This is a genomic window from Dyella sp. BiH032 (genome assembly GCF_031954525.1).
GTDB lineage: Bacteria > Pseudomonadota > Gammaproteobacteria > Xanthomonadales > Rhodanobacteraceae > Dyella_D.
Genome location: NZ_CP134867.1, coordinates 4,654,313 through 4,678,015 on the forward strand (window position 1 = coordinate 4,654,313; position 23,703 = coordinate 4,678,015).

Sequence of the window (23,703 nt, forward strand, 5' to 3'; positions counted from 1 at the left end):
CATGGCCAGCGCCCTGGGACGCACCCGGTTCCCCTTTGTGAAGACAGCCTGCGGCAGCTCCCGATGCTCCCGCCCCTTTACGTCCTCCCGGCCCGCGGTTACAACGGCAGCAAGGTTCACCCCGCCAGGCGCGGCGCCGCCCGGGACTGAAGGAAACGAAGCAGGCGCCGCTTCATGTATTCACCGAGTCCCGTTTTCGTACGTCGCCCAGAAGCTCAATGATCCAGAGGCATTGCAACAGGGGTGTGGGGCCCGCGCCGCGTCATGGATGAGCGCAGTCCAGCCACCACACGGATGGACAAGGTGCTCGTCGCCTTGATCACCCTGCTGACCCTGGCCGCGTTCTACGCCCCGCGCTTCGAACATTCCGCCACCACGGCCAGGACGCCGCCGGCGCCGCGGCTGATGCCTTCCGTCGAACTCTGGTTGAGTACGGCAGACCGGCGGCAGCAGCTGAAGCGCCAGCCGGACATCGAGATGAAGGCGCGCGGTTCGTCGACCTCCGACGTGGTCATCGACGTCCACAAGACGTTCCAGACCATGGACGGCTTCGGCGCCGCCATGACGGACTCCTCGGCGTGGCTGCTGCAGAACAAGCTCAACGCCTTGCAGCGCAGCGCCCTGCTGCGCGAGCTGTACGGCCCGCCGCCGCACCTCAACTTGAACATGATGCGCCTGACGATCGGCGCTTCCGATTTCTCGCTGCAGCCCTACACCCTGGACGACGTGCCGGCCGGGCAGACCGACCCGCAGCTGGAGCATTTCAACGTCGCGCCCAATCTGCAGGACGTGATACCCACCGTGCAGGAGGCCCTCAAGGTCAACCCGGGGTTGCGGATCATGGCCTCGCCGTGGAGCGCCCCGGCATGGATGAAGACCAGCGAGAATCTGATCGGCGGCAGCCTGCTCGAACAGTACGAAGGCACGTACGCGGACTACCTCATCAAGTACCTGGATACCTACCGCAGCAACGGCATTCCGATCTTCGCGCTGACCCTGCAGAACGAACCCGCGTTCGTGCCGATCACCTACCCCGGCATGCTCATGACGGCGGAGATGCGCGCACGCCTGGTCTCGCAACACCTGGGCCCGAAGCTCGCCAACCGCAAACCGAAAGTCAGCATCCTGGAGTGGGACCACAACTGGAGCCATCCGGAGGAACCGCTGGCGGTGCTCGGCGACCCCGAGGCCGCGCGCTACATCGATGGTGTCGCCTGGCATTGCTATGAAGGCAGCCAGTATGCGCAGGGCCGCGTGCATCGCGCCTATCCGCAGAAGGACGTCTATCTCACCGAGTGTTCCGGCGGCGACTGGGCCTCCAGCGTCAACGGCGAGCTGCTGTGGTTCGCGCGCAACCTGCTGGTGACCGGCACCCGGCAGTGGGCACGCGGCGTGGTGTACTGGAACCTCGCGCTGGACGAAAACCATGGCCCGCATATCGGCGGATGCGACCTGTGCAAAGGCGTGGTGACGATCGACTCGCAGACCGGCGCGGTGAGCCGCAACGACGAGTACTACGCACTGGCCCACTTCAGCCGCTTCGTGCTGCCCGGTGCCGTGAGGGTGGAATCCACCGCCACCGAGAAGGAAGGCATCGACAACGTGGCGTTCCAGAACGCCTCGGACGGGTCCATCGTGCTGGTGGTGGTGAACAGCCACGCCAGTGCCCGCCCGATCGCCGTGGCGAACGAGCAGAGCCGCTTCGAATACACGATGCCGCCGGCGAGCGTGGCGACCTTCGTATGGAGCCCCGATCCGGCGGTGGCGCTGGTGCGACGTGTGTTCTGGTGGTTGAAGAAGGTGCAGTAAAGGCGTTGTGGCCTACGGCAGCACGAAGAACATGAACTCACGAAACATCGAACGCAGCGCCAGACTAGGCCTGTCTGTGATGTGTCGTCGACGGCCATAGGGCCACCCTTATCCACGTTTCACCGATACGCGAGCGCGATCCGCGGAGACTAGTCGGCGCGCGCGAAGTAGTTCGTGCGCATGAACGGCAGGCCGTCGCTGCCCAGATAGGTCACGGTTTCCGTCATCGTCTTGCCGCCCACGTCGACGGTGTAAATGCGGGTCGACGCCGGCACGCCGCTCCTGCTCAGCGCCATCACCAGCACACCCGGCTCCGGCATCTTCAGCGCGACGGCATCGGCTTCCGCGCTGCCTTCGACCTTCGCGGCCTTGCCGTCAAGCGTGGCGATTCCCACGACATGACTCTTGCCGCCGCCCGCGTCGACGATGTCGACTTGCGTCTGCCAACTGCCCTGCCCCGGATCGCTGAAGGTGATCGTGACGCTCTTCGGCCGCGCGGCCGGCGCCATCGCCAGGCGGGATACGTCGACGGTCCAGCGCCCGGTCAATGGCGAAGCCGCGGGCGAATGCGCCAGTGCAGAGGTGCCGGGCAACAGAGCTGTCAACAGAACGAAGGTGCGAAGCGCTTTCATGGCAAACCTCCGGGATGCGAATGGATCGATCGGACCGCTACCGCTTCCTCAGCGGATCGAGCAGCCGCCGCAGGCCGTTGTGATCGATTTCCAGCGCCAACGCAAGCAGGTTCCCAAGACTGCCCGGCGGAAAGCCTTTGCGGGCGTACCAGGCGAGGTAGGCGCCGGGCAGGTCCGCGATGAGGCGCCCCTTGTACTTGCCGTAGGGCATGGCGGTGGTGACGAGGCGTTGAAGGTCTTCGGGTTTCACCGGACAGGCCGCTTTGTGTGGTGACGATGGAAGAATGCGTGCTGTGGCGGCTTAACGGAGGGCGTCGGCCGTCGAGCCACAGCCTGCTCAGGCGATAGTCGAGTATCAGCCCTGGACCTCGCATCCCCACCCGTCATTCCGCCCTCCAAAGGCAAGCGCCTCCTTCGCCAGGAGGTCTTCATAACCGGAGATGTTCTCGTGCGTGGGCTCCATGAAGGGATGCGCCAGCACCTGCCATGGCAATTCGTCGTGTTCTTCGTACTCGGAAAACGATACTTTCTGGCCGTTCTTCAACAGGTGCGTGGCGAACTTCAACGCCGCCTCTTCGGTCGGAAAGATAACGGCGAAATCGATCTCGCGCGGTATGGAGAGATCGTCGCCGTCCGCGGCCATCTGACTTAGCACCTGGCCGTTTTCGTCGTCGGGAAAGCGAGTCTGGCTATTCATAGGCCACATCCATTCGTTGTCGGTGCACTAAGCACGGTCACTTCGTCAGCCCTTCATCGCGGCCGAGCGCTCGATCTCGATGCCAAGTTCATTCGCCAAGGCCAGCACGCGATCGCTGGTGGCGCGATGCACCAGGATGCCGTGCAGCATGTCGTCGACGCCGCTTTCCATCAGCATCAAGGTGAAAGCCGGGGTGCGGGCTGCCAGCAGTTCGTCCAGCCACGTGAAGTAGGCGCTCGGCGGGAAATCCGCCTGGTTGGCCGGGTAGGGGAAAGGGGGCAGCGGGTTCTTGAAGAACTCGCTCACTTGCTCGTGGAATTCGTCGAGCTTGTCGCTCTCGGCGAAGAAGCTGGACAGTTCGAACATCAGCGCGATCTGCATGAACTGCTCGTCCGACGTACCCATCTCGTGCACCCAGTCGAACTCGGGATCCTCCTGCGCCTCCAGCACCGCCGCGGCGGTGGCTTCGATTTCGTCCTGCTCGACTTCGCCGCAGGTCAGCAACCCGATCAGTTCCACCAGCTTTTCGTGCGCCATGCTTGTACTTCCCATGAGTGTCGTTACTGCTTCGATCGCCAACGCCGCCGCCCCGCCCTGAACATCGCGCCCAAGAAGGCCTGCTCCTGGCTGCGGCAGCGCGCCATTATCCAACCGCCGACGAAAGCAAAGCCATGCCCTGCCCCGCTGGAGGTCAGGGATCGCTAGATGGCGGTGTAGCGCCCTCTCCCTGGGCGCGAGAACAAGCTGGCGCCTGGCTCTCGAACCACGAGGTGACGCGGGGGAACTCGTTGGCTGGCGGTATGGAGAAGGCGGCCCGCCCGGTTCAGGGCAACCCGCGTCCGGCCGCCCTCGCCGGCTCTGTCCCCCTTCGCACCTCACGGCAGGCCCAACCGCAGGGCGCGATACGGGAGAAACTAACATTCGCCGCGCCCTAAGCGCGTATGCTGGCCAGGGTTGGGGCCTCTTCTTCGGCTGCCATCACCAAGCGCGTATGGATGCTCGCCAGCAGGAGCGCATGAGCATCCAACGATCCGGCAAGTTGAACAGCAAGCAATGGGCCCTCTTGGGGGAGATCGTCAGACGCTGCCCGTTGCCGCTACGCACGATTGAACGCCTCGCCGATCTGCGCCGCCTCCGCGACGCCGGCCTGGTGAGGGTGGACCAGGCGCGAGTCTTTGCGACGTGCCTGGGCATGGAAGTGCTCTGGTACCACAGCCTGCATTAGTCGATCCGCCGTTTCTTTCCGTTCTGGCCTCCCGCTGCCGGGAGACCAAGGCGGCCCTTGCCTCCCCGATTGCCAAGGAACTTGCCATGTCACACCCGAACAAGCCGATCTCCTTGTCGGACATCCACGACGTCTACAGCGGCGCGCCGAAGAAGAAAGACACCACCGCCGAGGCCGCGCCGAACTACCGCAAGACCGACCGCTTCGCACGCGATGCGGGGCACCCCGGCGTGTCGCGCAACCGCCCGCCGACGCCGCCCGGCCGCAAGGGACGCTAGTGGCCGCCCACTGCTCCCGCTGCGAAGCGGTCTGCTGCCGCCTCACGGTGGTCCTCCAGCCGGAGGACCACGTACCCGAACACCTCACCACGCATACGCCCGAGGGCCTGCATGTGATGGCCCGCGGCGAGGACGGCTGGTGCGTGGCGCTGGACAGCGTACGCATGAATTGCGGCATCTACGAGACGCGGCCTGACGTGTGCCGGCGCTTCGTGATGAACGGCCCCTATTGCAGGGCCATCCGCGCGGAGTACAGCGACCCGCTCGCCGCACGCGTGCGTCACGAGACAGCTGCGTAGGCTTTACCGCTTCACGACAACACGGCGCGTAGCTTCCTCAAGACCGCCGCTCACGAACAGGAGCCACCTTTGGCAAAGACGAACTACACCTTCGAAAAGCGCCAGCGCGAGCTCGCCAAGAAGAAAAAGCAGGACAGCAAGCAGGCCAAGAAGATGGCCGCGCGCGAGGACAGCAAGGCCGAGCCCGCCGCGAAGACTTCCGGCGCCACGAGCGGCTGATTCGCCACACGCTCTCGCCAGGCGCTCTGCTTCGGATAGTTTCGAGGCTGCCAGCTGGCTGGCCTCAGGACCTGGCGGAGCGCTCGTTCTTTCATCCACGGGCTCTCTTGCCGTCGCCCGAGGCGAAGGGAACCAGGGCGGTACTCAACCCGTGCGTTCCGTCCTGGGTGCAGCCATACCAGCGGGAGTCTCTGAAGTCGCAGCCTGCGCCGAAGCTGTCCACGGTGAAGAGGCAGGCCTCGAACCGGCATTCGACGAAGCGGCAATCGGGGAACAGGCAGCCTCGGAAGACACAGTGCCGGAAGCTGACGCCCACGAAGGTGGCGATATTGAACATCCCCCAGTACATGTCGCACTGATCGAAACCGCAGTCGACAAAAATCGAAGAGATGTGGGTTCCTTCGCCGACGATGTTGCGGAACTCGCAGAAGACGAAAGCCTGCTCATCCCAGCTCACGCCCTTGGGCAGGCAGTTCTCGAAGACTTCATTGTCGATTTGCATGGCGATTCCTTGCCCATCCTGCACATGGAAAAACCCCGCCCACCGGCCGGCGCTTACCGGCGAAACGACTCCGGATGCGCGGCCAGCCACTGCGCCACCAACGGCATGCTGGCCTTGGCTTTCTGCTTGAGCGTCTTGCCGTCGTAGTCATACCGTCCAACGGGGCTCGCGCCTGCCTCCAGCAGCCGCAGGACGATGGCGTCGGTCCAACTGCCGAACACCATGCTCCGGCCGTTCTTCGACTTCACGGTGGCGTCGGCGCCGTGCGCGAGAAGCACCTCCAGGAGTTGCGGATTCTCCACGCCATACAGCGGCGTTCGCCCCAACTTGTCCCGGTGATTGGGATTCGCGCCACGCGCCAGCAGACGGTCGGCGGTCTGGATCCTGGCCGGCTCTTGCTCGCGACAGGTATACGTTCCCGCAAGCTCGGCGAGCGCTGTTTTGCCCTGGTCGTCGTCGTCTTCGCGCGGGTCGAAGACCGCATAGTCGATATCCACCCCGGCGTCCGCCGCGGCATCGACCAGCGCCGGCGAGCAGCCCGCGGCGCTCCGGCTGAGCAGTTCGGCGGCCTTCGTCTTGCCAAGTCGATCCAGCCATCCGGCCGCCGCCAGACGAGCGAACACGCCAGCGTGTCCGCGTCGGATCGACGCTTCCATGAGCATGGTGCCGGCGGCGCCTGTCCGTTCGGCGAACCGGCTCCGGAACGTCAGCGGCCGGTCGAGCGGCGCGCCATGATCGATGAGCGAGAGAACGGTGGCTTCGTCGGCACTATCGTCTTCCCCATTGACCGCCAGTTCCGCCGCTCCGGTCGAACGAAAGTCAAATCCGTTCCGCTCCAGCCAGGGGACGAGACCCGGGCCGCCCGTCACCCAACGCTCCGTGCCCGCGACGCGGTCGATGGCCGCCTCCAGGTCATGTGCCGCGAGCGGCATGCCGGCCGAGCGCCCGTCGTAATCCGTGACGGACTTCTGCCGATCCCCCACGGCGAGCGTGATCACCTGGGTCGGCAGGTCGGTGACATACGCCCGGTATTCGTCTTTGAGCTGCCAGAAGCCGGCCGCCTCGAACTGTGCGAGCAAAGCCTGCGCGGCTTCAGGCGAAACGCGGTCCTCGAGCGTGCCGGACACCAGCACGCCGCGTGACCGGCTGAATTGGCGATGGATCGCATCCACCTTATGCACCGGCGATGTGCGCGTGGTGAACTGCACCCGCCCATCGCCATGGATCGTCACCCGATACACGGGACAACTGCCGTAGCATGCCGACCTCTCCAGGCTCATCGCCACGTCGGGCGAGGCACTGTCGGCGGCCAAGGCGGGACAGGCAGCCATGGCCACCGCGAGCAGACCAGCCATTCTCAACGTGCCGAACAAGCCGAGCCCAAGTTTCATGATGACCTTTGCGTTCGATGGATAAGGCCGGTTGCCCCGGTCATGGCTCGCCGCCAGCGGCGTTCAGATCGATGCGTTGCTTCGTCGCTCCATCCTCGAACACCGCCTGATCCAGCCGCCACTGGCCCATCGATTCCACCGCCATGACGTAAACCGTGCCCTTGCCTTTGGGGCCGGTCGCACTGAACGCCAGGTTGGCTTTGCCGTTCGGACCCGAATACTGGATGTTGCCCATGGGAATGCCCGTGCTAATGGGCGTGCCGAGCACATCGACCGCGGCATGGCTGGCCTGCAGTTCGCTGACGGCGAGCTTGTAGGCGTCGGAGTTCTTCATGGTCGATATGACGGACCAGAAGAGGCCGCCGAACAGCAGCACGAAGAGCACGGGAACGATCGCGCCCCACATCGCCCACTTCCGCTGCGTCCGCTGGAAGTCCTCCACGCTGTCCCAGCGCTTGTTCTTCCACGCCCATGCACTGCCCCTGGCGCCGAGGATGAACCACATCGGCAAATTGACGATCGGCACGAACATGAGCAGCGCGATGAAGGTGTTGTTCCCGATGCCCCAGATCCAGGTAAGCAGGAACGCACCCCAGTTCCATCGATCGATCTCACGCGGCACGACGGCGTTGGCGCCGGTTCCTGAGGTGTTTTCCATGAGTATCCCTGTCCAGAAGTGATGGATGCTGATGAGTGAGCCTAGCGTGACTGTAAACATGGGCAGGCGTGCCGCCCTTGGATTTTCGTAGGATGACCCGCCCCTCGCCCTGACCAAAAAGTCGATCGATAACCTTTGCGGTACCTACAGAACTCTCGCCCTCAATCCATCACATGGACGAGCAGCCACTGATCGTGCTGGAGAAAGTAGACAACCGCGGCCGACTCCACCGTCCCAAAGTAGAAACCCGGCAGTTTGCTGACGATTGTCTCCGCCACGCCGGGCGACGGAAGAAACGGATAGGCCTCTGTGTGCTCATAGGTTCCCGGGGGAGCCACATCGACGTACAGACGCGTCACCGGCCCAGTCCAGGCGTTGAGCTCACGTAGCTCGAAACCCGATGGCTTGTTGAGCGCTACCACGAACCGGTAGCCGACCCCTGCCTTCTTAGGAAGCACCAGCGCAAGATCGGCGCGCCCGTCGCCATCGGCGTCAGCCTGGGCGACCAGGAGACAGGTCTTTCCCTGCTTGGTCGCATATCGGAGGTTTTCAGCATCCGAATCCGCCGCCAACCGTAGCCGCACGTCGGGGTAACGCTCCTCCAGCTTGCGCTCCAGTTCCGGGGGCACCAGCGAATGGCAAGGATCCGGCGGTGGATTCGCCGTGCCAAATGCAAGCCAGGCCAGCCATAGAGAACGCATGGTCTTCCCTCACCTTTCCGCGCTTGCCGCGATGCAAGCCCCGAATGAAAAACGCCGGGGGAACGTTGGTCCTTCGTCCTGCTGGCGCCGATCTTAGCCCGACACTCCTCTCCGGCGCCTCTGCCGCGTCCGCCGTCTTGGCGCATGCTGGCCCAACCCCGGGGGCGGGATACGCAGGTAGCGGGGGTGTCAGGGGGTCTACCCTCATAGCCGTTCGCTGATACAAAATCGCGAAAGGGGGTGTCCTTGACCATGAAGAAGATCGACCGACGTATCGCTCTAATCGCGGCGCTTATCGTGAGCGGCCTGACTCTATATCCAGCGGCATCGTTGGCGGCCTGTTATAGCGGCCACCCTGCGCCCAGAACGGAGTTCAGGGAAAGCAGACTGGTCATGATTGGCAAAGTGGTTTCCAGCAAAGACGTCATGTCTGGCGAAGATCCAGATACCGTCGGAAGAACCGTCTACACGGTAGAGGCCCGCAGGATCTACAAAGGGCATGCCCGCCCTGTCATCTCGATAGTGTCGGAGAACACGTCGTCGCGATTCCCCATGGACAAGGGTGTGGACTACTTGTTGTTTGTCAGCGAATACCGCGGCGAATACTTCGTTGACGCCTGCGGCAACTCCGGCCGCATTGATGACAGCCGTTCGTTGATGAAAGAACTTGGCCTGCATCATTGAGAGGGCATGAGTTCACTATGCCAGCACGCGCGTTGGGCGCTGTTCGACTACTGGTCTTCGTTTTACTGAGTCTAAGCGGTAATGCTGCCGCGTCGGGAGCGCGGCCTTCCGTCACGCCCATGTCGTCAACTGCTGATCAAGCAGCCTCGCCACTGACAGCCTCTTTCGTCAAATCCTCGATAGAAGACATTGCCGTCGCGGAATCGCTGAGAGCCAAGAGGGATAAGGTCCAGGCACTCAACCAGTGGGTGGTGCGTCATCCGAATGACGTGTCTACAGATGACATCGACGCGCTGGCAGGTCTCCTGAGCGACCCTGACGACGGCGTACGCGGCTGGATTGCCGGAGCGTTAGGAATACTGGGAGATAAGGCGCTAAGAGCAGCCCCTGCCCTTCAACGGGCACTGCAAGAGCGCCCATGCATCCATCAACCGCTGGCCTCTGCGGACGCCATTCGGCTCGCACTTTCGCGCATGGGCGTACAACCCGTACATACTCCCTGCACGGACCCATTCGGCACGTAATTGATCGGGATCGATCGGCTTGGATCCTTACGCAACATATATGTCAACGGAGGCGGCCATGCCTGATCGAAAGTCGCCACAGCGAGTGATCACCATGCTTGGAAAAACACTCACACTATGCATCGCCATGCTGCCCATGCTCCCTTGTGCCTCGGCGGAAGACGTGGTGAAAGGCATCAAGCTATCGTCATACGAACTCGCGGCGGTGACGGTTGCCACCGATCGATTCCGGGCGGATGGACATAAGTTGGATGGCTATCGCCTGATAGTCGTTGAGCGTGACGAAGGCATCGAGGTGACTTTTGTGCCTGAGCTTATTAGGAGCACGAACATGGTTGGCTTTGAGAAGTCCAGCGCGCCGGAGATTCATTACTATCTTGATGCGACTGGGTCGGCAATCCAGAGAATATTGCTTGGACAATAGGCTTCCCGCCTGGGCCGGTGCTCATCTTACGACGGCTGGCAACCACTAGCGCCTGGATTTGACCCTGCCAGTGAAGACGTATACGCAGGACCGAAGAACGGAATCAGGCTGGCGGAAAATTACACGCCGGAGAATCGGCGAAATGTCCCGTTTGCTCAGGTAATTCTGGTTCATATCACGAACGACCGAGCATTCGGCGCAGCAGCCGCAGGAGAAACTGCCAAACCCACGGGGTTCATTTTTTCCAGCGCTTCAACGACAAAGCGCTCGTCAGCTGCCGAAGCCGTGCTCAGGGCCGGCGAGCTTAGTCTTCCGCAGGCGGGCTCTGGATTTCTGCCAAGCACATTTGGCGCGCGAGTTGAACGATATGGCGGGTTTTCAGACCCTTGGAGTGAGCAAGCTTTCTGGAGTGCCGTGGCAATGAGATGGTCGAAAACGGGGATCTTCCTCGCGAGCTTGTTTTTTTCCTTCTCGATGTGGTGCTTGGTTTCCTATGCCAGGGGCGATTGGCAATGGCTGCTCATCATCGGCTACATCACCTTTCCCTTTTCGCTTGCCGTCGATTACTTATGTACTTCCCTTCAGTCCGTTTTTGGCCTGACGTACGCGGTAACGAGCTGGATGGAAGTCGCGATGGATGTCATCTTGGGGCTTATCGAGTTCTATTTCGCTGGGTGGCTATTGGAGCGACCATTTCGTCGTTAGCCGCCCAGCTGGGATCCTCCTTTATCGTTGGCGGCACATCGATGCGGCAAAACCATCGGACACTTTTGCCCTACATGATGCGCATGCGCGTCGCAGGCCTTACGTTCGCTCACCTGACACCCGTTTCCTGCCCGTCCGAATCGGCTCCTAGCATTCAGTCTCCAACATCGCATATGCGCCCCACGCGCTCGGCGCTGTACACCTTTCCATCGCAAGCCGTAAGCGACAGCTTGCAGTGGAAGGAATCGCCGTCCGCGGCGACGGGTGGTGCATCAGCGTCTCCGGCGCTACCGAACTGCACCAGGAGTCTGGCGCGGGTGATCAGGTAGAGGCTGTAGGCATTGTTGAGAAGCACGATGGCCAGATAGCCGCTGTAGTGCTCCGCCAAAGCCAATGCGACGGGGCCCTCCGGCCTGGCATAGCTGTGGATGATGTCGAGTTCGACGGCCATGGGCGATTGCCCTTCTAGCTCCCGGCGCAACTTTGCGATCGCCCAGCCACCCTCTTGGGTGGTGTTCCGGCGGACGAAGTTATCCAACAAATCGTTGGCCATGCATTCGAAGGCTTCCGGATGGGGCATGTCGATCGACCAGTCCTGGGTCATGCGTCGCGTCCTTTCTCATTCCGTTGATTGATCTCAGCAGCAGCGCTAGCCGCCGTTATCTGCACTTGACGATGTCCAAATGCCGCTGTGCACCGTCCTTCTTGCCTGCATTACGCCATCCCACTCATGGGATCAAAACGACGCGCCCCCGGGGGAATGTCCTCGAACCGGATGAGATCAGTAACGTGTCTGGCTAGAGACCAGACCTCAAACCAGGGACTCATGTCCTCCGTGCAACAAGGCTGGTTGTCCAATTCACCGCGGCACCCATCCCCCTGGCGTTCCATGATCCATACCCACATGCGTTCGCGTTCGTCGAAGAGGTTGTCGTTTCTCTGAGCGTCATGGTCGCCTCTCAGTGGACCATCTGCGCCCCTTGCTGCTGCGCCTGGCTTTGCTGCTGCACCTGTTGCTGCTGTTGAGCCTGTTCTTGCTGTTGGAATTGCTGCATGGCCTGCGGCCACTGGGCGCCGCTCTGTTCCATCGGCATGTTGAGCGCTTGCACGGTGTCCACCTGGCAATGCTTGTCGAAGAAGTGATCGCGCGCGCCGGGTGGCCGTTGTGCACCCCACAACGCGCTGGCGTCCTCGCTCAGGGCGACCTGGTCGATCCTTTGAAGCCCATCCGATCGCGCCTGGACCGTTATGGCCGAGGCCAGTTGGTCACTTCGCTCATCAGGCGTTCTTCCGTTCTGCCGATCCAACCCATAGACCAGATCTCGCGTCTTCAAATAGAACGCATGATCAGGGTGCGTCGGATCATCGAGGCGAAGCGGGCATCGCCACTCATACGAATCCTCCCTACGGTCGTGAGCCAGCGACTGTAGCTGCTCCTCGATGGCTTTCCGTGTCTCCGAACCAACAACACCATCCACGTGGAGCCCACGCTCTCTTTGAAACGATTCCACGGCGACCTTGGTCTCTGCACCGAAACGCCGATCCTCTTCAAGCGCGGCGCCGTCGCTGCCGGTATAGCCAAGCCGGTTGAGCTGAGACTGTAGCTCCCTGACATCATCGCCATGCGCGCCTTGCCGGAGGACATTGCCAGAGGGGTGCGTCCGGCTTTCGCCAGGGGTGTGGTGATTCCTGACATCGAATGTGGGGTCAACGGGAAGCACGCCGTGCTTCTTCTCATGCTCCGCCACGAAACTCTCGTACTGGTTGACGTAAGGAATGATGTGCTTTCGCGCCAGCTCCAAGCCGCCATAGTCGGACGCTGGCCCGTCGTGGTGGTACTTGTAGATGTACTCCTCACCCACACCTCGACTTCGGGCAATGGAAGCATTGTCCTTGTAGTGGGCTACTAGAGCCTCGGCTTGCTTAGTTACATCGTCACGATTGCTGGCATCGATGCCATACGCCGCACCGGTATCTTTCACGAACTGGCCCAGCCCATAGGCGGACGTCGTTCCTGCCGCCGCGTCAGGATTAAAACCTGATTCCGCTCTCGCCATCGCCAGTACGTATGCCGTCTCGTGCGCATCCAGACCGCCACGCTGTGACGCCTTGATCAACTCATCGATCACCCTGGATTGGACTTCTGGGCTGGCATCGCCGTGTATGCGAGAGTTTCCGGCCAACCTTCCCGGCGACGTATCGATGGGCGTGTTGTACAGGCTATGGCGATCAATTTGATCCGGCCTGTATGCCAAGCCCTTCGGTTGGATCATCGATTCGTAGATTGCTTCCTCGGCCATCGCAAAGAGTCCATTCGTTGTGAATATCCATTAGCGCAGGAACTCGATGTCCTGCTCCTCCAGGTCGAGTCGCTTGGCGGTCTCGTTGTATTCCTTATTGTTCGGATACTGCTGCTGAGCCGGGGGCAGCGTGGAGTCCGTCAGAACCGGGGGATCGCTATGAGTAAGAACCTTACCCTCCACGGTATAGAGGTGATACCACTCGCAGAACGCGCACCCCATGGGCCGCTCGCCATACTGGACCACGAAGTAGGCCTTATGGGCGGCAGACGCGCAGGCCATCCCCACCGGCGTATATGGCCCCATGCCTTTAGGTTTATCCAATGTGCGGACCTTGCCGTCTGCCGTCCGAATCGACAGCGTCGTTTGAGAACAGTCCGCGCTTCCCGCAGCACAACGAATAGTCATCGTTGCGGAGCCGCATTGCCTGCTGAGCGCCTTGGTCGCGCCTGCGGCGAAGGCATCCTCCGCACCTAGCATGCTGACGAGCGCGACAGCTGCGCCCATAGCAACGGAAGACAACTTCATCACATGCTCCTTTGCTGACCATCCCGCCGGAAGAATTCCAGATTCGGCCGCCGCTGTCTGTAGGTGTTCGCCTACCTGGAGGCGGCCGGAGCTGCCGCCCCGCATCCCCGCGCAGTGGGTAATCTGCAGCGAATTCGCAGTTCGCATTTTTTCGACGGTATGACGGGGATTGAACCCTCGCCATCGCCGGTCGATGCGACAAAACCAAGCGACATTTCCGCCCTACACAATTGCGCACGCGCACCGCAGGCTTTCCCCTACAGACAACGAAAAATGATTTTGCTAGTGTCGAAGGCGTTGCCCGCGGAGTGTGTCGATGCGCGTCGCGGGCAGCCATGGCAGAGATGCTGTGAGAAGCGCGGGCCAAGGGTGCGGCTAACACCCCTGACCCGCTGACCATCACCAACTACACGAGAGTTGATCATGGCTACCCCAGATCATACGGTACTTGCACGCCCGCCGATCCCCTCGGCGACATCCTCACCGCCTATCCGGGCCGTCTGCATTCCTCGCAGGCACGGTTGAAGAACCGCGGCCGACGCGGTTTTCGCTGGCATGAAGCCTAGCCGTGCAACCCGGCGCGTCGCCCCGTGCGGCGGCGGAAGTCGCTGACGCTGCAACCCACTTCGCAATCAAGCCGCCCGGCGCCCAGGCATGGGCCGTCGGTGAACCCTCGAGTCCGTGTGATCGCGGCACGCCGAGCTGTCGGCGGCGTGCCGTCCTGGGCACGGGGCGCGGCGCTTTACGACAAGGAGTTAGCTATGAACGCCTTTGGTGAACCCTGGACCACCCGCCACACCCACTATTTCTCCGACCCCGACGCGGGGCCGGAGGCGCTGTTGAACGACGCCACGGAATGGTTGCAGTACGCGCACAGCTGCGTGCAGGTGCTGACGGAACTGGTGCAGGAACGCGGCAGCCCGGACGCGCGCCGGCTGACGGTGATGCTGGAAGGCATCGGCGCATTCATCGAGATGGGCACGCGCAGCGCGACCCAGGCACATCTGCGGATGCAGTGGCAGGAGATACGGCGGCAGGCGGAGCAACCCGTCGCGACGCCGTAGGGGAACGCCGCGTCGCGACCCAGGCTTTCGCCTGAGCCTGCGTAAGGCATTTGCGAATCGGCGATACAACATTCGCTCTTGGCGCGGTGGTCCCGCGCCGAGGAGAGGGGCTTATGCGCCGCACGAAGGCCGCAAGCCCGTTCCATCGATCATGGAGGCAGTATGAAATTTCGGAGCATCATGAGCGTGTCGTTCCTGGCGCTGGCGGTGAGCGCCACGCCGCAGGCGCACGCGCTGGCCACCAGTACACCGGTAATGATCTGCAACAACTGCGGCAACCCGGTGATTCAACAACGGCTGCGTGACGAGTTCGGCACCTACTCCACGCAATATGTGCTCGACCTGGACCGGGGGTTCATCCGCCGCTTCGCCCGGCATGCGGACCGCACGTGGAGCGAGATCGCCGTGGAAGACGCCGAGCGGAACTACTTCAACATCCTGATGGAGCTATACAGCAAGACCGGTACGCTGTTTCTTACCGACTACCAGATGATGACCGGTGCGTCGTTCACCGGGCTCCAATCGCAGCCCATCAGCAAGAGCACGGCGGAGCGCATGGCCACCACGTCCAGCGACTTCGACGGCATCTCCGCATGGGACGTGGCCAATAGCGGCGCCCCTCGCGAAAAGGTGGTCGCGCATCTGAATGCCACCCAGGATTCCCTGTGGGTGCGCCTGGCCGGCAACGCGCAGATGGCGGTGGGCAGCCTGCGCATGCTCTTTGGGGTCGACAACCCGGCGGATGTCCGGCTGGGCGTGAGGGAACTGGCCGCCCAGGTCCACGTGACGTTCGGTGACGGCAGCACCAGCAAATTCGCGTGGGACCCCTACGCGAAGACCTTCGCGTACGTACCGAAGTCGTCGCGCGATTCCGACAGCAACATCATCCCGGACACCGCCGACGAGGTGACGGGCGGAAACAACTCCATCCGCCAGTACGACTTTTCCGGCACACCGGGCGGCGTGAACAACGCGGTCCGCTTCAATCAACGGGTGATGTTGTGGAACGTGTCGTCGCCCGCGGCGAGTGCACCGGCGGTGCTGGTGTGTACGCAGGTGGATTCGGGGCCGAGGTATTGTCGGTTGCAGCAGTGAGGGGGTTTTGAACGAGGCACCCGCTGCGGGTTGCGGCGGGTGTCTTTTGAGGCGTAGCGGGTTGGCAGCGGCCGTCTTCGCGCCCTTTTCCATACTCTGGCCGGTAGCGGACGCCGACTTAACGGCTGCCGTCGCCGCTTGGCGAAGCCTCCAACCCTCGCGCGATCAGATGAGCCAAGGGGCGCGAGAAAACGACCAGTGAGAGCCCAAAGGCAGCATAGGCGGCGTTGCCGATGACGGTATGCCATGGGTAGCGCTGCACTTGCACGCCAAGCGCCATCTCAAGGAGATAGGCGCTCCAAATAAAGGCGAAGAACGCCGTCCAGATGACTCCGACCAGCCGCAACACCAGTGCGGCGACCCGTTGATAGCTCGTCATGGATTCCCCTAATGAGTCCTTTTCCATTTGACTCACCGACATGAATATCTGGCGCAGATCGTATGCCTTCGGCTCTTAGATGGATATTGAACTAGCCGTCGGCTGCTCGCGAAAGCAGTGCTGACTCTAGGTCGTTGAGTATCTCTCGCCCCCTTAGGCGATCACGCCACGTTTTCGGGATGCCTGACAGTCCGTAGCGAATACCTGCGACACCACCTGCAACCGCCGCCGTGGTGTCCGTGTCGTTTCCGAGCGAGATCGCGCACCTAACGACCTCAGCAAAGTCCCTAGCCCCTTCTACGGCATAGCGCGCCGACCATAGGGTATCCAACACGTACCCAGTCCCCTTCACACGCTCAAGATGAGCCGGGTCAAGAGCAAGATCGATTTCCGTAGGCGGCAGACCAACAGACGGCCCTAGCATTCGCAAATGTGCAGCAGCCGCTTCCCAACTCGACGGGACCGAGGCTAGTTCAGCGCGAGCCCAAAGGCAGAGCATGGCGCACGCTACCGCCGAACGAGCGTGTCCGTGGGTTGGCAAGCACTGCCTAGCTGCCATAGAGATCAGCGAAAGGTCATCTCCGGTGTGCCACAGGGCGAGCGGCAGTACGCGCATCAAAGCCCCATTGCCGTTGTCGTATTCGCCCGCAGGCCCGGCTCGCTCAGGTACCTCCCCTGCCCTGAGCGCATCGAGCGCACGCTGAGTCTGTACGCCCACATCGAAGACATGGCCATCCACAGCCAGATATCCCCAATAGGCCCAATTGAGAAGGCGACCCGCAAAATTAGCTAGGTCAAGGCCCTCGCAATCAAGCAACGACGCCAGCAGGCAGAGCGCCTGGGCGCCATCGTCAGACCATGTTCCGGGCGGAACGCCATTATGAGAGCGCCGAAAACCAGCTGGAGGATCGAAATCGATCAATGACAGCGGCGGCAGCTCTGATGCCTCGTGGAACTCGTAAGGAACGCCAAGCGCGTCGCCTATGAGCAATCCTTGAAGGCCTCCCGCCATTCGATTCCGCCGCTCATCTGCGCTCCCATGACTCGCCATGTCCGATTGGCTTCCCGAATCTGATGTCCACGTGCATTGAAGTGGACTCTATCAAGATGCAAGCAAGGTCGGTGTCCATCCGATCCCGCTCTTCTCTAACGCTTATACCGACAGGTTTGCGTCCATCCAGCCGGTGATGAACACATCCAGCCCAACACGCGGCGGAACATCCAGACCAGTATCGCGCACGAACACTGTGGCCGCACGGATCAGCGACTGCCGTGCCACGCTGCTGGCTTGCCGCGCTGCCGCCTGCTTGCGCCGAAGCTGGACGATATGCGGCTCTGGCTTACCTGGCTTGGCGAACTTTTGGTAACGGCGTAACTCGTCGGCCACCAGCCGGCTATCGAAGGCCGCCTGCATGACCGCCATGCGTGCCTTCAACAGTGAGGCCAGGGATGCTGCCGCCGATGTCCCTCTTGATGGCTCGTCGGCTGACAGGATCAGGCGAGCGATGTCCGGCGACAGCTGCTTCTCCAATTCCATGCCTGCCGAGGCGTCGGAGCGCTCCAGCACTTCGAGAAGATGTGTGTAGGGCAAAGGAATGGGCGCGGTCACGACATGCACTCTGGGGAAACACGGCGCCTAGGGGGGCGAGTTCAAAAGCAACAGGCTATTTAACTACCTCCGGCCCATTAAGCGGGCAAGCGCACGCGGCTTGCCCGAAACGATGGTAGTTACGTACCCCATGCAGCCAGGAGCGAAATCCCCATGACCAGCGACAACAGGCCGGTGACCAGCTGCAGCAGCCGCAGGTACGGCTTTATTTCGTTGATGGAGCGGCCAGGCCGCAAGACCGCGCGCTGTAATCCAGCGGAACGGGGCAGCGCCGACGAAAGAACAAAGACCGAGACAAGCGCCAGCATCGTGAGCGGCCCCGGCAGACCCGGCCGGCTGGCGAGGTGGAACTGGTTGTCCGAGAAGATCAATACGTTCCAGACCACGATGACCAGAAGGGCGACGCTCCAGCGGAAGGCGAAACCAGAAGGCCGCGCCACCGCCTTGCCTTGCGGCCTGAAACCCACGCCGCGGATTTCATCCAGCACCGCATCCCTGTTTCCCATGCACCAGAACACGACTTTCTCCGGGTAGTCCACCCGGTTGTGGTTGATGCGAATGCCGCTGGCCAGGAACGGGATGGAGCCGTAGCGCTCGAACGACACCACTTCCTGATCGGTAAACGTATAGGTTCCCAGCGTTGAAAGCTTGAGCTCTTGCGCCCGGGCGGTCAGTGTTGCCAATGGCCACGACGCATTGACCAAGCCAATGCGCGACCCACCAGTGAACGACACCTCTTTCATGGCTTGCCTGTCCCTGCTGTTGACCGGCCTGAAGCTGCCGCGCCTTGTCGTACCACCGCTGCGCCTTCGCCTTCCCTTATCCGAGCTCCTGGGCCAGCCCGATGAGCAAGCCTTCAGGCCCGCGGATATAGCACAGCCGATAAACGCTCCCGTAGTCGACCACCTCGCCCACCAGCTGCGCACCATGCTTGCGCAGCCGTTCGAGCGTGTCATTGAGGTCGTCCACGGCAAACATCACGCGCAGGTAGCCCAGAGCATTCACCGGCGCGTTGCGGTGATCCGCGACGACCGCCGGCGCGAGGAACCGGGAGAGTTCGAGGCGGCTGTGGCCGTCCGGCGTGCTCATCATGGCGATCTCGACATGCTGGTCGCCCAGCCCGGTGACGCGGCCGGCCCATTCGCCTTCGATGGTGGCGCGGCCTTCCAGATTCAGACCAAGCTCGCGGAAGAACGCGATGGTCGCATCGAGGTTTTCGACGACGATGCCTACGTTGTCCATGCGTTTGATGGCCATGCGTTCGGTCTCCAAGCTGCCATTGTTCTGTACTTAGCTATCTCCGGCCCCTATCCCTGAGGTAGGGAGTTTGGCTCAGGGCACCGGCTGCGGGTGTGGCGGGTGCTTTCCTTTTCCAACAAAACATGGTCAGGCTGGCTTCCGAACTCCCATAGAAGTGAACCTGACCAGTTCTTGCGCCCCTCCTGTTTAAGAGCACTTGATTTCGGAGTAGCGACAAGGCCTCAATACACCTATTGTTACGTGCCAGACGGCCGGGCTTGTTCAAGAAGCCCCACACTTCAAGAAACATGAAAAAAGCGCTACAACTCGATCATTCCAGCATAAGGCTCCTCGCCAGAGCGCTGACTCGCCCTGCGTTTACGGCGCTAGCAAAGGGAGTTCCGCCGCAAGACGTATTTGCGTTTGTACCAGACGACCTAAAGTATTACCGACGTCGGCCGATAAGAACTGCGACGCTGCTGCAGAACATATTCTCGATACTGACTGAGTCATATAGAAGCGAATATGTCTATAAGAACTTCATAACCAGTAAAATCGTCTTCGGTAGGCACAGCCCTGCGACGGCGTCGGTACAAATAGAATTACCAGTCGGAAAGTCTTTTGTAGACGTCGCCATTTTCAATGGTTCTTCGACTGCGTATGAAATTAAAACTGAATACGACGGGCCAAGGCGACTTGAGACGCAGACTCGAGATTATCTAGCAGCTTTTGACAGTGTGTATCTCGTAACAAGTATCTCACTAGTTGAACGGTATCTCGAGATATGCGACCCCTTAGTTGGCATACTCGCCATAACCGAGAGGGATACGTTAAAGATCATTCGGCGTTCGTCAAGTCGTCAGACTCATCTTGATAACCGCACGATTTTCCGAATGTTAAGACGAGAAGAATACGTACGAGCCTTGGAAAGAGTGATTGGGAAACGAATCATCATGCCCAATGGCTTAATTTCTTCATACTGCGAAGATCTATTCGCCTCTTTGGAGAAAGGAAATGCGCAACAAATATTTCGTCAAGCGATGCGACAAAGGACTACAGCTCCTGCATTTGTCAATTTCATTCGTAGTTTGCCGCAATGTCTGCGAGCGCTAGCATACGCCACGCCACTTTCGGCACCTCAGCGAGAGCAACTGACACTCAGCTTGAGTGCGCCAGCCGCCCCGCCCTAGATGTTGGACCACGATAAGGAGATCACGTGTACAGCCCGTATCTATACGCCAGGCAATCAGAACTGCTAGCACTAAGAAGCTTACTTTCTGAAGGAAAGGATCTTTCGAAGCTTTTGCCGATTATTGAACCCGTTGTCACTAAGACTTCTGGAATAGTTCGGTGCATTGATTTGTTCGCGCAAAAGTCGCGGCCGATCATCATCGTAGTGAATCCAGACAAGCACGAATTCAAAGTTGATCCTCGCGGAGAGAAGCTGGGGAAGTTCACCTCAGATTGCACGAATCTCTTCTCGTCGGCGAAGGCAATCCCAGCCTACAAGGTGAGCTCAAGCACATCCAGGAATGACATCGATGCGTTCCTGCGGCTATACAAAAGCAGCGGGCCCTGCCTAATCTACGAGAGCCCATCGCTTAGCGATAGCTACCTCGGCAGGCTCGCTAGCGACGAGGACATTCGGTATCACATTTTAATCAACAACCGTATCTCTAGCGGGCAGGCTGCGATCTTGCCGTCGAAAAAGCTTATCGATGTGCGGGATTACTTTAATAAGCAGGACCGAAATGCTGACTACGGCGCCCCTGAGTTCTTCACGAGCCATCATAACAATATCGGTCAAGACTTTGCGAGCTATGGCGATTTCACAATCATTGGCGATGCGCTAGAGATCGGCGGCGGTAAACCTGCGGCAGTCGCGATCCACCTTACGTATAAGCGCCGAGGCAGGTCGGAGCTTTGGGTGGAGCACTTTGTTTCTGATGATATTGATAGAAACACGGGGACTGCCGCCTCAAAGTTTCTCGAGGCCGTCGACAAAGGGGTGGCGGAATTTACCCGCCGAAGGCCCGAGTTCGGGAACGACTTCGCGCTCTCAGAATATGAGAGGCACCAAAGAAACCGCAGTTTTCCACAACTAGGAAAGAATAAAGAACTGCAGATACATCATCATATAAGGTTAGTACTTGATGCGATCTAAGTAAAAAATAGCCGCAATGCTTGCGGCTATTTTTTTAACTAATAAATGGGCCGATCTCACTTGATCACATAAGAAAGTGAGCCCGCCTCGGTCCTGCAAAAAAAGGGGAACGCCCTACTTTGTTTCCTTCTGTTAGGCTGCACCTTCTTTTTAAGCGAAACGGTGTGTGCCCCGCCATCTCTTACGATCTTCAGAAGCTCCACCGTAGCCTCGCTGCTAAAATAGGGTCAGATTGACCTTTAAGCCCCATTGGAAGTGAATCCACGCCTATCTTCCATTTAATACCAGATCTTTGTCTGACGCCCTTAAAGCAGCGCACCTCTACCGATCTTCGTTCTCTGAGGCAGCCCCTATATCGGCTGTCGCAGTTTGAATATGTGATGGTGATATATGCGGGCTCTCACAATCACCCTCTGTCGCGGGTGAAATAGGGTTGCCTTGCGTCGGAATTTCCAGAGTCTCCAGGCTTAAGCGGAACGATTCGTTAAATATGCGCTCATAAGCAAGCTCAAATTCAGCAGACTCCCTAAACCAATTAAATAACGGCCAAGTCTTATATTCGGCCTTCCCAGGATGGCCGAACGACCCTATTTTTTCCATAACTCCTACAGCACTACCGTAATCACCTCTGAGCACATACTCTGCCAGCCTGAATTTATCCGATAGCGCACTCCAGTCGATCTTATCTAATAATGTATTGCAATCACTTATGCGTTCCTGGGCTCGCAAAGCAATCGCGTGATTAACGACGAGATAAAGTTCATTTTCCTTGTTAACGTGCTTCACTGCCGGATCTGCGGCAAAAGAAAGAATCTTTTCCGCCAATTTATAATCAGCTTGCACAAGAAGGTCAAAAGAAATATCAATAAAAGCCTTATCCGCTTCTTCCAACTTTCCAGGGAGCAGCTTTCGCCAGACCACCTGACTTAGTTTTATCACAATTTCACAGAAGCAATCGCAAGCCGTCGAAAAATATTCAGGTGTTACATCAAGCTTACTCCCCGACACACATTCGGCAGCTATGACGATGCCCGCCTTACGGCAGACATTGAGGTACTGAGCGCCGACTATGCCATCAGCGTGCACAAACGTATTCCGCCTTTCGGTTGCCTCGATGAAAACTGGCCATGCATCAAGGTTCTTGCGCAAGGATAGCCCCAGCTTTGCCTCCAGCCATTCAAACTGCGCTGTATGGCTATCTCGCAATAAAGACTCAACCTCCATTTCGACCACGTGATCGCGCGCCGCCTCAATGGAGGGAAATTCAGTGAGCTGCGCAAAAGTTAATTGACGCCCCGAACCGCTCAGCATTTCGGGACGCAGCTTATAAATCAATCGCACCAAGCGACCAAGGTAAGCGTCATAAAGGCTAACTAATGAGACCAGAGCCATGCGAGGCAGAAGCTGGTAAAAGATTGTCGCATCGCCCAATTTTCCGATAATTATCTTTGCACGATGTGCGAATTCTTTCTTTACCGAAAACTCAACAAGATCATTGTTCTCATCCAGTATTTTATTACCACCGTGCTGATCTACTAGTTTTACTAGATCTGTGCTTGCCCTGGCGATTTGATCTCCTGCAGACGACTTAACGAATGGGAGCATCCGCTTGAGGCTCCCAGCGCCCATGACAAACCATTTCGCATCTCTAGAGAAGTCGCTATCCATGTCCCCCCCGTACAATGTTAATTGCAAGCTTTTTTATTTTGGCCAAGTTTATTTGAGGTGAAGACACCCCACTAAGTCCATACAAAAAAGGCGGCAATAACGCCGCCTTTTTTCTTTATAGAAAATCTTTCACCCACACTTGCTATACCCACAATTCAAACAAGTCTGGCACCCATCCATCAACACCAGCGCCTTCGTATTGCACTTGGCGCACAAGGTAGCCCCCGGCGGGAAACCATTACCGCCCGCCTCCCCTTCCGCCACCGGCTCGGCGGCTGCGACAGTCGGAGCTGCGCTTACTTCAGAGTTTTTTTTTGCCGCGCCAGCCTCATAGGCAGCGCGCTTCTCGGCAATCAACCGCTTGGTCGACTCGTCCATCTCCGGATCGTGGATCAGGCCGATGGTTTTCATGTGCTGCTCGATCACCGCGCCGATCTCGGCGACGATGCTGGGCATGTAGATGCCGCCGGGCTTGAAGTAGCCGCCGCGTGGGTCGAACACCGCTTTCATCTCTTCCACCAGGAAGGTGACGTCGCCGCCCTTGCGGAACACGGCGGAGATGATGCGGGTGAGCGCGACGATCCACTGGAAGTGGTCCATGTTCTTCGAGTTGATGAAGATCTCGAAGGGGCGGCGCTGCTCGTAGGGGGTGCCGGCGTTGAGCACGATGTCGTTGACGGTGACGTACAACGCATGCTCGAACAGCGGCGACTTGATCTTGTAGGTGGAGCCGACGAGCGTCTCGGGGCGCTCCAGGCTCTCGTGCATCTGGATGACCTCTGCCTTGGGCGCCTCTTTGGGCGCGGCGGGGGCGGCGGCTACGGCGGGCGCGGCCTTGTCCTCGGGCTTGACGACGTTGTAGCCCTTGATCTTCTTTTCGATCTTGATCGCCATAGGGATGCTTCTTTT

At 59.8% G+C, this 23,703-nt stretch carries 28 protein-coding genes; 11 read left to right on the plus strand and 17 right to left on the minus strand.

Annotation, left to right across the window (positions count from 1 at the left end; genetic code table 11):
- Positions 1–264 precede the first annotated feature (264 nt).
- Positions 265–1,809: a glycoside hydrolase family 30 beta sandwich domain-containing protein gene (locus RKE25_RS20530; RefSeq protein ID WP_311839937.1), complete on the plus strand. Its 1,545-nt coding sequence runs from the start codon at positions 265–267 to the stop codon at positions 1,807–1,809.
- Positions 1,810–1,958: 149 nt separating this feature from the next.
- On the opposite strand, the gene RKE25_RS20535 is transcribed toward RKE25_RS20530, so the two are convergent.
- From RKE25_RS20535 to RKE25_RS20550, 4 genes are all read right to left on the minus strand, one after another.
- Positions 1,959–2,441: a hypothetical protein gene (locus RKE25_RS20535; protein WP_311839938.1), complete on the minus strand. Its 483-nt coding sequence runs from the start codon at positions 2,439–2,441 to the stop codon at positions 1,959–1,961.
- Between the two features lie 37 nt (positions 2,442–2,478).
- On the minus strand, positions 2,479–2,691 hold the full coding sequence (locus tag RKE25_RS20540) for a DUF3820 family protein (protein ID WP_311839939.1): 213 nt from the start codon (positions 2,689–2,691) through the stop codon (positions 2,479–2,481).
- 105 nt (positions 2,692–2,796) lie between these two features.
- Positions 2,797–3,138, minus strand: coding sequence for a ribonuclease E inhibitor RraB (locus tag RKE25_RS20545; RefSeq protein WP_311839940.1), 342 nt, complete (start codon positions 3,136–3,138; stop codon positions 2,797–2,799).
- Positions 3,139–3,183: 45 nt separating this feature from the next.
- Complete coding sequence (locus RKE25_RS20550) at positions 3,184–3,675, minus strand: hypothetical protein (RefSeq protein WP_311839941.1); 492 nt, start codon at positions 3,673–3,675, stop codon at positions 3,184–3,186.
- A gap of 478 nt (positions 3,676–4,153) precedes the next feature.
- Between RKE25_RS20550 and RKE25_RS20555 the strand changes: the two genes are divergently transcribed.
- The 4 genes from RKE25_RS20555 (at position 4,154) to RKE25_RS20570 (ending at position 5,159) form a co-directional block, all read left to right on the plus strand.
- Positions 4,154–4,363, plus strand: coding sequence for a hypothetical protein (locus RKE25_RS20555; RefSeq protein ID WP_311839942.1), 210 nt, complete (start codon positions 4,154–4,156; stop codon positions 4,361–4,363).
- A gap of 86 nt (positions 4,364–4,449) precedes the next feature.
- Positions 4,450–4,641 carry a hypothetical protein gene (locus tag RKE25_RS20560; protein WP_311839943.1) on the plus strand — a complete coding sequence of 64 codons (192 nt, stop codon included), beginning with the start codon at positions 4,450–4,452 and terminating at the stop codon, positions 4,639–4,641.
- Positions 4,641–4,940, plus strand: a complete 300-nt coding sequence (locus tag RKE25_RS20565) for a YkgJ family cysteine cluster protein (RefSeq protein WP_311839944.1) — start codon at positions 4,641–4,643, stop codon at positions 4,938–4,940. The genes RKE25_RS20560 and RKE25_RS20565 overlap by 1 nt, the downstream gene beginning before the upstream one ends.
- Positions 4,941–5,009: 69 nt before the next feature.
- Complete coding sequence (locus RKE25_RS20570; protein WP_311839945.1) at positions 5,010–5,159, plus strand: hypothetical protein; 150 nt, start codon at positions 5,010–5,012, stop codon at positions 5,157–5,159.
- 91 nt (positions 5,160–5,250) lie between these two features.
- Here RKE25_RS20570 and RKE25_RS20575 read toward each other — a convergent pair whose 3' ends face one another.
- The 4 genes from RKE25_RS20575 to RKE25_RS20590 form a co-directional block, all read right to left on the minus strand.
- Positions 5,251–5,661 carry a pentapeptide repeat-containing protein gene (locus RKE25_RS20575; RefSeq protein WP_311839946.1) on the minus strand — a complete coding sequence of 137 codons (411 nt, stop codon included), beginning with the start codon at positions 5,659–5,661 and terminating at the stop codon, positions 5,251–5,253.
- A gap of 53 nt (positions 5,662–5,714) precedes the next feature.
- Positions 5,715–7,052 carry a DUF6438 domain-containing protein gene (locus RKE25_RS20580; RefSeq protein ID WP_311839947.1) on the minus strand — a complete coding sequence of 446 codons (1,338 nt, stop codon included), beginning with the start codon at positions 7,050–7,052 and terminating at the stop codon, positions 5,715–5,717.
- 40 nt (positions 7,053–7,092) lie between these two features.
- A complete protein-coding gene (locus RKE25_RS20585) occupies positions 7,093–7,710 on the minus strand; it encodes a cytochrome c oxidase assembly factor Coa1 family protein (RefSeq protein WP_311839948.1) in 618 nt (205 codons plus the stop codon).
- Positions 7,711–7,871: 161 nt separating this feature from the next.
- Positions 7,872–8,411 (minus strand): hypothetical protein, encoded by a 540-nt coding sequence (locus RKE25_RS20590; RefSeq protein ID WP_311839949.1) that lies wholly within the window; start codon positions 8,409–8,411, stop codon positions 7,872–7,874.
- Positions 8,412–8,663: 252 nt separating this feature from the next.
- Between RKE25_RS20590 and RKE25_RS20595 the strand changes: the two genes are divergently transcribed.
- The 3 genes from RKE25_RS20595 to RKE25_RS20605 all read left to right on the plus strand — a co-directional run bounded on the left by RKE25_RS20595 (position 8,664) and on the right by RKE25_RS20605 (position 10,748).
- Positions 8,664–9,095: a hypothetical protein gene (locus RKE25_RS20595; RefSeq protein ID WP_311839950.1), complete on the plus strand. Its 432-nt coding sequence runs from the start codon at positions 8,664–8,666 to the stop codon at positions 9,093–9,095.
- Positions 9,096–9,677: 582 nt separating this feature from the next.
- Positions 9,678–10,043 carry a hypothetical protein gene (locus tag RKE25_RS20600; RefSeq protein WP_311839951.1) on the plus strand — a complete coding sequence of 122 codons (366 nt, stop codon included), beginning with the start codon at positions 9,678–9,680 and terminating at the stop codon, positions 10,041–10,043.
- Between the two features lie 285 nt (positions 10,044–10,328).
- Positions 10,329–10,748, plus strand: a complete 420-nt coding sequence (locus RKE25_RS20605; RefSeq protein WP_311839952.1) for a hypothetical protein — start codon at positions 10,329–10,331, stop codon at positions 10,746–10,748.
- A 154-nt stretch (positions 10,749–10,902) separates the two neighbouring features.
- On the opposite strand, the gene RKE25_RS20610 is transcribed toward RKE25_RS20605, so the two are convergent.
- The 3 genes from RKE25_RS20610 to RKE25_RS20620 form a co-directional block, all read right to left on the minus strand.
- Entirely contained in the window at positions 10,903–11,352 is a 450-nt protein-coding gene (locus RKE25_RS20610) for a hypothetical protein (RefSeq protein ID WP_311839953.1), read from the minus strand.
- 355 nt (positions 11,353–11,707) lie between these two features.
- Positions 11,708–13,048 (minus strand): XVIPCD domain-containing protein, encoded by a 1,341-nt coding sequence (locus tag RKE25_RS20615; protein ID WP_311839954.1) that lies wholly within the window; start codon positions 13,046–13,048, stop codon positions 11,708–11,710.
- Positions 13,049–13,078: 30 nt separating this feature from the next.
- Entirely contained in the window at positions 13,079–13,576 is a 498-nt protein-coding gene (locus RKE25_RS20620; RefSeq protein WP_311839955.1) for a hypothetical protein, read from the minus strand.
- 761 nt (positions 13,577–14,337) lie between these two features.
- Here RKE25_RS20620 and RKE25_RS20625 point away from each other — a divergent pair.
- Both RKE25_RS20625 and RKE25_RS20630 read left to right on the plus strand, forming a co-directional pair.
- Complete coding sequence (locus RKE25_RS20625; RefSeq protein WP_311839956.1) at positions 14,338–14,640, plus strand: hypothetical protein; 303 nt, start codon at positions 14,338–14,340, stop codon at positions 14,638–14,640.
- Between the two features lie 162 nt (positions 14,641–14,802).
- The gene (locus RKE25_RS20630; RefSeq protein ID WP_311839957.1) at positions 14,803–15,735 is read left to right on the plus strand and encodes a hypothetical protein; all 933 of its coding nucleotides are present in this window, start codon (positions 14,803–14,805) and stop codon (positions 15,733–15,735) included.
- 118 nt (positions 15,736–15,853) lie between these two features.
- Here the strand turns inward: RKE25_RS20630 and RKE25_RS20635 are convergent, their stop codons facing one another.
- The 4 genes from RKE25_RS20635 to RKE25_RS20650 form a co-directional block, all read right to left on the minus strand.
- Positions 15,854–16,114 (minus strand): hypothetical protein, encoded by a 261-nt coding sequence (locus tag RKE25_RS20635; protein WP_311839958.1) that lies wholly within the window; start codon positions 16,112–16,114, stop codon positions 15,854–15,856.
- 1,153 nt (positions 16,115–17,267) lie between these two features.
- A complete protein-coding gene (locus RKE25_RS20640; protein WP_311839959.1) occupies positions 17,268–17,723 on the minus strand; it encodes a hypothetical protein in 456 nt (151 codons plus the stop codon).
- A gap of 119 nt (positions 17,724–17,842) precedes the next feature.
- On the minus strand, positions 17,843–18,466 hold the full coding sequence (locus RKE25_RS20645) for a hypothetical protein (RefSeq protein WP_311839960.1): 624 nt from the start codon (positions 18,464–18,466) through the stop codon (positions 17,843–17,845).
- Positions 18,467–18,542: 76 nt separating this feature from the next.
- Positions 18,543–18,980 carry a VOC family protein gene (locus RKE25_RS20650; RefSeq protein ID WP_311839961.1) on the minus strand — a complete coding sequence of 146 codons (438 nt, stop codon included), beginning with the start codon at positions 18,978–18,980 and terminating at the stop codon, positions 18,543–18,545.
- A gap of 1,198 nt (positions 18,981–20,178) precedes the next feature.
- On the opposite strand from RKE25_RS20650, the gene RKE25_RS20655 reads away from it, so the two are divergent.
- A complete protein-coding gene (locus tag RKE25_RS20655) occupies positions 20,179–21,126 on the plus strand; it encodes a sce7725 family protein (protein ID WP_311839962.1) in 948 nt (315 codons plus the stop codon).
- 321 nt (positions 21,127–21,447) lie between these two features.
- Here the strand turns inward: RKE25_RS20655 and RKE25_RS20660 are convergent, their stop codons facing one another.
- Together RKE25_RS20660 and RKE25_RS20665 are read right to left on the minus strand one after the other, a co-directional pair.
- Positions 21,448–22,794 carry a hypothetical protein gene (locus RKE25_RS20660; RefSeq protein WP_311839963.1) on the minus strand — a complete coding sequence of 449 codons (1,347 nt, stop codon included), beginning with the start codon at positions 22,792–22,794 and terminating at the stop codon, positions 21,448–21,450.
- A gap of 129 nt (positions 22,795–22,923) precedes the next feature.
- Positions 22,924–23,688 (minus strand): NrdJb, encoded by a 765-nt coding sequence (locus RKE25_RS20665; protein ID WP_311839964.1) that lies wholly within the window; start codon positions 23,686–23,688, stop codon positions 22,924–22,926.
- Between the last annotated feature and the right edge of the window lie 15 nt (positions 23,689–23,703).